This is a genomic window from Bathymodiolus platifrons methanotrophic gill symbiont, from assembly GCF_002189065.1.
GTDB lineage: Bacteria > Pseudomonadota > Gammaproteobacteria > Methylococcales > Methylomonadaceae > Methyloprofundus.
In genome coordinates, this window is the sequence record NZ_BDMN01000099.1 from 1 (window position 1) to 10,242 (window position 10,242).

Annotated in this window: 10 protein-coding genes; all 10 read right to left on the reverse strand. The window is 40.9% G+C overall.

The window, feature by feature from the left end; genetic code table 11:
• Nucleotides 1–739: 739 nt before the first annotated feature.
• Entirely contained in the window at nt 740–1,015 is a 276-nt protein-coding gene (locus CDZ78_RS06260; RefSeq protein ID WP_167374199.1) for a phage head morphogenesis protein, read from the reverse strand.
• A gap of 647 nt (nt 1,016–1,662) precedes the next feature.
• Nucleotides 1,663–3,171 carry an amidophosphoribosyltransferase gene (gene purF, locus CDZ78_RS06265; RefSeq protein ID WP_087869235.1) on the reverse strand — a complete coding sequence of 503 codons (1,509 nt, stop codon included), beginning with the start codon at nt 3,169–3,171 and terminating at the stop codon, nt 1,663–1,665.
• A gap of 26 nt (nt 3,172–3,197) precedes the next feature.
• Nucleotides 3,198–3,686, reverse strand: coding sequence for a CvpA family protein (locus tag CDZ78_RS06270; protein ID WP_087869236.1), 489 nt, complete (start codon nt 3,684–3,686; stop codon nt 3,198–3,200).
• Between the two features lie 8 nt (nt 3,687–3,694).
• Nucleotides 3,695–4,195: an SPOR domain-containing protein gene (locus CDZ78_RS06275; RefSeq protein ID WP_087869237.1), complete on the reverse strand. Its 501-nt coding sequence runs from the start codon at nt 4,193–4,195 to the stop codon at nt 3,695–3,697.
• Nucleotides 4,196–4,199: 4 nt separating this feature from the next.
• On the reverse strand, nt 4,200–5,483 hold the full coding sequence (gene folC, locus CDZ78_RS06280; RefSeq protein WP_087869238.1) for a bifunctional tetrahydrofolate synthase/dihydrofolate synthase: 1,284 nt from the start codon (nt 5,481–5,483) through the stop codon (nt 4,200–4,202).
• Nucleotides 5,484–5,615: 132 nt separating this feature from the next.
• Nucleotides 5,616–6,482: an acetyl-CoA carboxylase, carboxyltransferase subunit beta gene (accD, locus tag CDZ78_RS06285; RefSeq protein ID WP_087869239.1), complete on the reverse strand. Its 867-nt coding sequence runs from the start codon at nt 6,480–6,482 to the stop codon at nt 5,616–5,618.
• Nucleotides 6,483–6,495: 13 nt separating this feature from the next.
• Nucleotides 6,496–7,305: a tryptophan synthase subunit alpha gene (gene trpA / locus CDZ78_RS06290; RefSeq protein WP_087869240.1), complete on the reverse strand. Its 810-nt coding sequence runs from the start codon at nt 7,303–7,305 to the stop codon at nt 6,496–6,498.
• Nucleotides 7,302–8,486, reverse strand: a complete 1,185-nt coding sequence (gene trpB, locus CDZ78_RS06295) for a tryptophan synthase subunit beta (protein WP_087869244.1) — start codon at nt 8,484–8,486, stop codon at nt 7,302–7,304. Before trpB ends, trpA begins: the two co-directional genes overlap by 4 nt.
• A gap of 10 nt (nt 8,487–8,496) precedes the next feature.
• Nucleotides 8,497–9,129, reverse strand: a complete 633-nt coding sequence (locus tag CDZ78_RS06300) for a phosphoribosylanthranilate isomerase (RefSeq protein WP_087869241.1) — start codon at nt 9,127–9,129, stop codon at nt 8,497–8,499.
• A gap of 170 nt (nt 9,130–9,299) precedes the next feature.
• The gene (locus tag CDZ78_RS06305) at nt 9,300–10,040 is read right to left on the reverse strand and encodes a DUF2231 domain-containing protein (protein WP_087869242.1); all 741 of its coding nucleotides are present in this window, start codon (nt 10,038–10,040) and stop codon (nt 9,300–9,302) included.
• Between the last annotated feature and the right edge of the window lie 202 nt (nt 10,041–10,242).

Below are 10,242 nucleotides of genomic sequence, written 5' to 3' on the forward strand. Positions count from 1 at the left end.
CGTTGCATTACTCAACGGTGAGTAGGGTTATACATAGAGGAATGCAAAAACTAAGACCCTTTACCGCTCTCTGAGGACGGCCCTTTAGGCCGGATTTAAACCACGTTTTATATACATGGTAGTTGATTAATGACACACCTCCAATATTCCACTTGTTGTCGGAATGAATAGTGTGTACGCTTCTACTCAGATATCTACAATCAAATTACAAAAACAAAATGATCCTATGAAAACACGTATTTTCACTATTTTATTTCTCTTACTAATGAGTGTGGCTAGCTTTCTGCCATTTCCAACTACCACGTTGATTTGTCTGTATACGGCCCTTTTTCGACCACGCTGGTTTAAAGTCGTCACCGATGAAGTATATAAAAGCAAAATATTCGATTAAAAGAAAACAGGGATCAAGTCTTGTTTTTTCTGAAAAAGTAAAGACTTGATTTGGTCTTTCTTATCAAATTCGAAGAGCATAGGGTCAGGTTTTTATGTTTGTATTCTAAGTGAGTATACTCCCTCTATAATTAGACCTTTACGAATTAAATTTTCAGGCGCTTTATGTCACGTTACTTCAATAGGTGGCGGTCGAGAAGATATTTATCTTGATGAGGAAGATAGAGAGCTGTATCTGACCTCTTTAATTGGTCGGTATTATTTGTTGCATTACTCAACAGTGAGTAGGGTTATACATGGCGGAATGCAAAAATAAAGACCTGACCCTTTGCTTTTCTTTTTCCTTTACTCAATCTGACGGAGCAGTTTGCCCTGTATATTCTTTAGCCCGAACAGCTGTCACACGACAACGGCACTCAGAACCATTAGGAGGGAAATGTTTTTTCCACCAAGGATCATCATGCTGTAAAACTAATCCATCCCACTGTTTGTGGCAAGGTTCAATCATTGTTACATTACTAATATATTTCCAATATGGTCGGCTTTTAATCAAGTCGGGGTCTTTTAGTTGTTTGAGACGATCCTTAGAGTATTTCTTTCTCTGTGCATAAACATCATTATTCATCTTTAACTCCTCTCTTAAAATTAACAACATGAAATATTTTCAAAATCTAAACACCAAACAAGCATCAATACCTTCACCAATTTTAATTTAATCCAAAAATGATGATCTTACACCTATATAAATCAATCGCTTATAGGTTGTAAAATTCATAAAAATGAGTGTATTTTCATTTTGGCGAAGGTATTGAAGCATAGGATCAGGTTTTTATGTTTGTATTCTAAGTGAGTATACTCACTCTATGATTAGGCCTTTCGGGGAGTCGCTATTTTTGCGAAAGCTTGTTTTGGGCATCCCAGCCCAAGCAAGCAGCAAAAACTTAACGCGACCACTTATGCCTCCGGCGGCCCCGATTCGTCCTCGTCACCTCGTCCCGACCCAACAAGGGGTCGGAACATAGGCTCCAAATGACTTGACGCCGTGTCGGATGGCCTTTTATTTTGTCTCCACCTTCGCTAACGCTCAGACTCCGACAAAATAACGGCCCTACGGCTATCGCGGACTAAAAATCATCACTTCGCTTAGGCTACGTTTCCCTGATTTTCAGCGGAAGAAGTGAAGCTAGGCTTTGTAAAAACGTAGGGCCTCTGCATAAAAGATATAGCGAGTACTAAGTAGCAGCTTCGTCGTCAGCTACTTACAAAATTGAATTAATTTGAATTATGCATATCAATGGTAGCAGTTTCTATTTTTTTGTCTGTCTGGGCGGCGTCGTTGCGCAGGGACTCAATATGTTGCAAGTAAGCGTCATCAATATCACCTGTAATATACTGATGATCAAAGCAGGAGGTATCAAAATGTTTAATGTCGGTATTTCCTTTATGTACCGCATCAATTAAGTCTTCCAGGTCTTGATAAATCATTTTATCTGCACCTATGGCAGTACAGATTTCTTCTTCAGTGCGGTTGTGAGCAATCAGTTCATGTGCTGCGGGCATGTCTATGCCGTAGACATTAGGATAGCGTACAGCAGGGGCAGCAGAGGCAAAATAAACTTTTTTTGCACCTGCATCACGAGCCATCTGGATGATTTGCTCTGATGTAGTGCCGCGTACTATTGAATCATCAACTAATAAAACATTTTTGCCTTCAAACTCCAGACCAATGGCATTAAGTTTTTGACGTACTGATTTTTTACGCATTTGCTGGCCTGGCATAATAAACGTTCGACCAATATAGCGATTTTTCATAAAGCCTTCCCGGAATTTAACACCGAGTGTATGTGCCATTTCTAAAGCTGAAGTACGACTGGTATCAGGAATCGGGATAATGACATCAATATCATGATCAGGCCATTCTTTTAGAATTTTCTTTGCTAATTTATCACCCATACGCAGGCGTGCCTTGTAGACTGAGATATTGTCAATAATAGAATCAGGGCGGGCAAAATAAACATATTCAAAGATACAGGGGCAATGGTCTGAAACTTCAGAACACAGTTGGGTATGTAGCTTTCCAGATTCTTCTATGTAGACAGCTTCACCTGGTGCGATATCACGGGTCAGGTTAAATCCCAGAACATCAAGTGCAACACTTTCTGAGGCGATCATAAACTCGGAACCCTGCTCGGTTTTACGCTCACCAAAGACAATCGGGCGAATACCATGTGGGTCTCTAAAGCCAATAATACCGATATTAGGAATCATTACAACGACTGCATAAGCACCTTTACAACGTCGGTGTACGCCTTCAACAGCTTTGAATATATCATCCTTATTAAGTTCTAGTTTCCCCAGTTGCTGTAATTCATGGGCAAAGATATTGAGTAGGACTTCAGAATCAGAATTGGTATTCAGGTGGCGCTGGTCTTGAATAAATAGTTCTCTTTTTAAAGTCTCGGTATTGGTCAGGTTGCCATTATGGGCCAGGGTGATACCAAAAGGAGAGTTGACATAAAAAGGCTGTGCTTCGGAAGAGCTTGAGCAGCCTGCCGTTGGGTAGCGAGCATGAGCTATACCCATATTGCCTTTTAGTTTGACCATTTGTTCGGTGGTAAAAACATCACGGGTCAGGCCGTTGTCTTTACGTAAATGTAAGCGTCCGTTTTCAGATGTCACAATTCCAGCCGCATCTTGCCCTCTATGCTGTAGCACAGTTAAAGCATCATAAAGATCTTGATTTACATTTTGATGGGAAACAATCCCCGCAATACCACACATGTTTTTTCCTGGTCTGTAATAAGTTATTAGTAATTTAAATAGTTTGCAATACCATCAGGTATATGGGTTTGTAACCAGACTGCAAGTATTTGAAAATGAGGTATGAGTTCTGATTTTTGCCACCATGAGCTTTCAGGTACGGGGGTTAAGCCTGCTAACATCACTAATAGGATAATGATCATAACGCCACGAATTATACCAAAAACTAATCCGGCTAGCCGGTCAGAGCCAGTCAAGCCTGTTTTACTAATCAGGGTACTGAGTAACTTATTAATAATAGCACCAACAATTAATGTTAATAAAAACAGTAATACAAAAGCAGTGGCAATTCTTGCACTGGGAATACTAATGCTAGTTTCAAAAAAAGTTGCAAAGGGGAGACTGAAAGTAAAGCCTATCCAGATAGCAAGCCCCCATGTAACGAGGGCAAATGCTTCGCGCACCAGACCTCTGAAGAGGCCTATTATAAGAGAAATACTGATTAAGCCAATAATGGCATAGTCTATCCAGATCATGTTGTTATTTATTCTGAAACTAAAAGAGGTTTTACTTTATACAGAGATTCAAGTCGTTGTTTGGTTTTTAATGCTCTCTTCTCATCAAGTTCAGGGCCAACACGTAAACGGTATAAAGTACCCTGGCTATTGGTAACTGAGTCCACATAAGCAGTGAATTTATTTTTACGTAATTTATCCCGGAACTCAATGGCATTCTGTTTCTGACTAAAACTACCCACTTGAATGGTCCAGCTTTTCAGGTTAGTTTTCTTGACTGATTGTTTGATGGCTTTGGTTTGCAGGTCAACTTGAGCAGGTACAGGTTGTGACAAGACTTGATTCGTGGTTTTAGGGATAGCATCCAGTAAGGGCTGCATATCATTAATAGGTCCTTCAGGTAATGATAATTCATTAGTAAAGTTATCGCTATTTGTTACCGGATCATCAAATAACATCGGAACGAAAATTGCGGCGAGGGCGGTGATAACGATCGCTCCTACAATTCTTTGTTTTAATATCTCGTTCATACTATTATCCTTGTGGTTTGCTAAAGAGTGTTAGGTATTCGGATACCAGAAAAAAAGAACCGAATATTAAAATAATACCTTGGTCAGCCTGTGCGCCTGCCTTAGCTGCGTGGTAAGTGCTGAGAAAGTCTTTGTAGCCAGTGTTTACAGGATTAATATTGCAATGTTGAAATGCATTTTTAAGATCTGTTTCTTTGCTGGCTCTAGGGTTATCTAAAGGTGAAATATACCAATGCTTGATAAAAGGCTGCATAAGACTGATGACGCCGTTAATATCTTTATCATTCATCATGGTAAAAATAGCATGTATCGGTGTGTGTTTAAATTCAGACTGTAAATGATCGATTAAAGCTTGGGCTGCCTGAAGATTATGACTCACATCTAATAAAATTGGTGGTTCAGAGCCAATTAATTGAAATCTGCCTGGTAAATTAACATTACTTAGCCCCTGTTTGATCGCTTGCTCGCTGACAGTTATTTTATCTTGTAAGCAATGAATGGCCGTTAAAACAGATGAGGCATTTCTATATTGATGTTCACCTTTCAGTTGAGGGCAAGGCAAGTTGCTTAACTTCTTGTTATCTTTGTGCCAGGTCCACTGCTTATTATCAGTTTTACTATAAGTAAAATCATGTCCCAGGCATAATAACTCTGCCTGTTTTTGTTGCGCGCAGTCAATTAACGCTTTAGGGGGCTCTAAGTCGCCAGTAATAGCCACTGTATTAGCACGGAAAATACCAGCCTTTTCAAAAGCGATTGCTTCACGTGTTTCACCTAGCCATGCTGTATGGTCAAGGGCAATACAGGTGACAATAGCAACATCAGGATCAATAATATTGACGGCATCGAGTCGACCACCCAGGCCTACTTCTAATAGTTGTATATCAAGATCTGAACGAGAAAAAATGTCTAAAGCCGCTAAAGTACTAAATTCAAAATAGCTAAGAGAAATATTATTTCTTACTGCTTCTATACGCTCAAAAGCTGCGCATATCAAATCATCAGAAACAGGTTTAGCATTAATTTTAATACGTTCGTTATAGTTAACGATATGAGGAGAGGTATAGGCTCCTACTCGTAAGCCTTGAGCAATATAAATAGCTTCAAGAAATGCAATACTAGAGCCTTTGCCATTGGTACCCGCTACAGTGATAGTGACAGTTTTTTTCTGCGCAGTACTATGCAGGGCATTATAAACCCTGGTTACTCTGTTTAAGCCAAGATCAATACTTTGTGGATGTAGGCTTTCTTGCCAATTCAGCCAGCCTTTCAGGGTATCAAAATGCATTACAAAAGAGTTATTATCAAGCAGGGCAGTTTTATGCTTTCCGCATTTAAGAATTTGATATTTATAATACGCATGTTTTTCCCCGACAAGTTACTATAGATAAGTTAGTCAGGGAGGAGCGTGCGATTTATTTTATGCCGCCGAGTTTGCAGTAAGAAGAGCTAAAATCGAGCTGATTTCTTTACGTATTTCACGACGATCAATAATCATATCGATAGCACCGTGTTCTAGTAAAAATTCACTACGCTGAAAACCTTCTGGTAATTTTTCACGTACTGTTTGTTCAATAACTCGTGGGCCAGCAAAACCGATTAAAGCTTTTGGTTCTGCGGCGTTTATATCACCTAACATAGCTAAACTAGCTGATACCCCCCCCATAGTAGGGTCGGTCATAAAGGAGATATAAGGAATACCTGCATCAGAAAGTTTTGTTAGTGCAGCGCTAGTTTTAGTCATTTGAAATAATGAAAATAATGACTCCTGCATACGCGCACCACCACTGGCAGTAAAGACGATAAAAGGAGCACCCAATTCCAGACTTTTATTAACACCGCGTACGAAACGTTCACCAACCACAGACCCCATGGATCCGCCCATAAAGCTGAAATCAAAGGCTGCTACGACAATAGCTTTGCCTTCCAAGGTGCCACTCATGACTACCAGAGCATCATTTTCTTTAGTTTTTTTCTGCGCCTGGCTAATACGATCTTTGTATTTTTTACTGTCTTTAAACTTTAAGGGGTCAGTAGGTTTTAGATTTGCAGCAATCTCTTCTCGACCTTCGGCATCAAGAAACAGGTCAATACGACGTCTTGCGCCAATGCGTATGTGGTGATCACATTTAGGACAGACATTAAAATTCTTTTCTAGTTCGGTATTGTATAAAATTGCATTACAGTTAGAACATTTATTCCATAAACCTTCAGGGACAGCAGTTTTTTTGCTGTTAGTGTCATTCTTTATAATGGTAGAGGGGACTAATTTTTCAAACCAGCTCATATATGCTCCGTCTTTAACCTTGGCTATCCATGGCTAAGCGCATGGATTTTAATAATTCTGTAATTTCCTGTTTAGCTTGCTCAGGAGAATCTAGATTTTCTTCTATTTTACTGATTAATGCACTGCCGACAACTACTGCATCACCTAAATTCGCAATAACTTTTGCGGTTTCAGCATCTTTTATACCAAAGCCAATGCCTACAGGGAGTTGAGTGTTGGCGCGAATATCAGTAAGTTTTCTTTTTACATCACCGGTATCCAGATGGCCAGCACCAGTGACACCTTTTACAGAAACGTAATATAGAAAACCACTACCTAGCGCATCCATTTTTTTAATTCTATCAATATTACTATTCGGGGCTAGTAAAAAAATCTGATCGATATTATGTGCTTTAAGTAGCGTAGCGCATTCGCTTGCTTCTTCAGGCGGTAAGTCAACCGTTAAAACGCCATCAACTCCGGCATTTTCAGCGGCCTGGGCAAAATTCTCATAGCCCATAGCTTCGATCGGGTTTGCATAGCCCATTAAAACGACTGGGGTGTTCTGATTGCTGCTTCTAAATTCGCTGACTACTTCAAGAGTATGACGTAAACTCATTTTATGTGCCAAGGCACGTTCACTGGCGCGTTGAATAACCGGTCCGTCTGCCATGGGGTCAGAAAAAGGTACGCCTAATTCAATAATGTCAGCACCAGCTTCCACCATGGCATGCATCATCGGCACGGTAAATTCGCGGCTAGGGTCACCAGCAGTAATAAAAGGAATTAATGCTTTATGACCTGATTGTTTAAATTCTGCAAAGGTGCTTGCTAAGCGGCTCATATTTTAATTCCCTCACGTTCTGCCATGGTATGCATGTCTTTGTCACCACGTCCGGACAAGTTAACTATTAAGATCTCATCTTGTTTCATGGTTGGAGCTAGTTTTAAGGTATAAGCCATTGCGTGACTAGATTCCAGCGCGGGAATAATACCTTCCATTTTAGTTAATGCGTGAAAACCTTCAACGGCTTCATCATCGGTAATGCTGACATATTCAGCACGACCTATATCTTTTAACCAGGCATGCTCAGGACCAACGCCCGGGTAATCCAGACCCGCAGAGATAGAGTGAGTTTCAATGATTTCACCATCATCACCTTCCATTAAGTAAGTGCGGTTGCCGTGTAAAATGCCAGGGCGCCCTGCACATAATGGAGCTGAGTGACGGCCAGTTTCAATACCATCTCCAGCTGCTTCTACACCGATCATTCTAACGTCAGCATCGTCAATAAAGGGATAAAATAAACCGATAGCATTTGAACCACCGCCAATACAGGCGAGTAATGCATCGGGTAATTTACCTGCTTGTGCCAGGCACTGTTGCTTTGCCTCACGGCCAATAATAGACTGGAAGTCTCTAACCATTGCAGGGTAGGGTGCCGGGCCTGCAGCTGTACCAATAATATAGAAAGTAGTATCAACATTGGTTACCCAGTCACGAATTGCTTCGTTTAAGGCATCCTTTAGTGTTTTGGAGCCTGATTCTACTGCGACGACTTTAGCGCCCAGGAGTTGCATGCGGTAAACATTCAGTTTTTGGCGTACTACATCAACTGCCCCCATATAAACGACACATTCCAGCCCTAGACGTGCACATACTGTGGCAGTCGCAACGCCGTGCTGGCCAGCGCCGGTTTCAGCAATAATGCGTTTTTTACCCATACGCTTGGCTAATAAAATCTGGCCAATGGTATTATTTATTTTATGTGCACCGGTGTGGTTTAAGTCTTCACGCTTAAGGTAAATTTGCGCGCCACCTAATTCACGCGTCCAGCGTTCGGCGTGATAGAGCGGCGAAGGACGACCCACGTAATGCTGAAAATCTTTGTCGAGTTCAGCCATGAACTCTGGGTCTGTCATATATTTTTGGTAAGCTTCGTCAAGTTCCTCGACGGCAGGAATGAGCGTTTCTGCAATAAATAAGCCACCATAAGGACCAAAATGTCCCCGTTCATCGGGCATATCGTATGAATTAGTTGTTTCTGTCACTTAGGTAAACCTCAGTTAAAAATGCTGCTATTTTAGTATTATCTTTTATGCCTTTTTCCGCTTCTACTCCGCTGCTTACGTCTAAAGCATAGGGTTTAACGTGTTCAATTGCATCGCGTGCATTGTGCACACCTAGTCCGCCGGCTAATATTATGGGTAAAGCGCAGTGCTTCGGGATTAAATCCCAATCAAACTGTTCGCCTGTGCCACCTTTTGCCTTAGCATGGTAAGCATCAAGCAATAAGCCTGATGCATCATGATATTCAGTACTTAAAGCCTTTATATCAGTGTCAGTACGCATCCTGATAGCTTTAATATAAGGTTTAGCATAGAGCCTGCATGCATCGGCAGATTCGGTGCCATGAAATTGCAATAAATCAATAGGGACTTGTTCTATTACTTCTCTTATCTGTGCTTCAGAGGCATCCACAAAAAGTGCAACAACTGTTGTAAAGGCAGGTAATGCGGCAACTATTTTCTGTGCTTTATCTATCGACACATGCCGAGGACTGGGTGGATAAAAAACCAGGCCTATCGCATCAGTTCCCGCATGTGCAGCAAAAGCAGCTTGCTCAGCTGAAGTAAAGCCACAAATTTTGACACGAGTTCGTTTCATTTAAAGTACAGGAATTGGCGATTAAGCCGCATAGAATACCATACTGAAACAGTCTCTTGAAGAGAAGAAGTTGCTTATGAGAATTTCCTCTGGATGCTAATGATTTATAACTTTATGGAAACTGTGCTGCATACTTAAATTGATGAATACTGGCCAGCCTTATTCAGGGTCTAATGCGTGTGCTCCTGGCCATTGTGACTGTGTATATGTGCTGAGTCATGGCTATGCGCAGTAGAGTCATGTGTGTGAGCAGGCGAGTCATGCTTATGTGAAAGTGGGACTTGTTCTACTATAATGGTCGTGACAGGTAAATTATGTTTCATTACCGGGGCAACAGCGACACCATGTTGATAGACCATTAAACCGCCTAAATCAGCGCCTAGCGTTAGACATAAGGCTAAAATTCCTGAGATAGCAAAGTAACCGTACGTTTTTGTATATAAAAAGCTATCTGCGGCAAACAAGCGGCGTATCGATAGAAGAAGTGCTAATACGGTCACTGTTATGCCAAAGGTCTGATGGCGTAACATAATGGCATGAGTCACATCATTATGCGGGGCAGAATAAGCGGCTTGAAATCCTGCGGTAACGGTTAAGATTGCCGTTATTGTGCCTAAGTAAAGTAATGGTGTGGCAAATTGGCGCCATGCAGGTTTTGAAAATAAGCCGCCTACTGTATCGGCAAAGAAAAAAAGTAAGAATAAGGCAATAGGAAAGTGTACCAACAGAGGATGAATATTATCCATTGCACTAATACCCGGCATAAACACGGTGAATATTTCCGCAGGGCTTTTTGTTGTTAATGACTCTATAAAGGTTAAAAAAGCTTCCAGGCCTTTTACTGCTCCTAACCCTTGGTGATCGCCGCCGCCATGAATTTGCGGTAAGACATCAAAAATTAAATCAATCATTTACTCTCGTTAGCTAATATTGGTTATGAGAAAGTTTCATCAACAGCATTATACGGTTATGACGCTTTATTTCATAGTTATTCGCTAGGGATTTGTAAGGCTTTATAAACTGAAGTTTCCCAATTATTGAGTAGCTGAAATACACAATGCTGGTGTATCGAGGTTTATTTTAGGTGGTTTTGCCATGTTTATAGCAAACCCC

What these genes read in the sequence shown, in the direction of transcription:
- CDZ78_RS06260 (WP_167374199.1), bottom strand. Translation starts at nt 1,015, where the DNA reads ATGAATAATGATGTTTATGCACAGAGAAAGAAATACTCTAAGGATCGT.
- purF (WP_087869235.1), bottom strand. Translation starts at nt 3,171, where the DNA reads ATGTGTGGTATTGCGGGGATTGTTTCCCATCAAAATGTAAATCAAGAT.
- CDZ78_RS06270 (WP_087869236.1), bottom strand. Translation starts at nt 3,686, where the DNA reads ATGATCTGGATAGACTATGCCATTATTGGCTTAATCAGTATTTCTCTT.
- CDZ78_RS06275 (WP_087869237.1), bottom strand. Translation starts at nt 4,195, where the DNA reads ATGAACGAGATATTAAAACAAAGAATTGTAGGAGCGATCGTTATCACC.
- folC (WP_087869238.1), bottom strand. Translation starts at nt 5,483, where the DNA reads ATGCATTTTGATACCCTGAAAGGCTGGCTGAATTGGCAAGAAAGCCTA.
- accD (WP_087869239.1), bottom strand. Translation starts at nt 6,482, where the DNA reads ATGAGCTGGTTTGAAAAATTAGTCCCCTCTACCATTATAAAGAATGAC.
- trpA (WP_087869240.1), bottom strand. Translation starts at nt 7,305, where the DNA reads ATGAGCCGCTTAGCAAGCACCTTTGCAGAATTTAAACAATCAGGTCAT.
- trpB (WP_087869244.1), bottom strand. Translation starts at nt 8,486, where the DNA reads ATGCCCGATGAACGGGGACATTTTGGTCCTTATGGTGGCTTATTTATT.
- CDZ78_RS06300 (WP_087869241.1), bottom strand. Translation starts at nt 9,129, where the DNA reads ATGAAACGAACTCGTGTCAAAATTTGTGGCTTTACTTCAGCTGAGCAA.
- CDZ78_RS06305 (WP_087869242.1), bottom strand. Translation starts at nt 10,040, where the DNA reads ATGATTGATTTAATTTTTGATGTCTTACCGCAAATTCATGGCGGCGGC.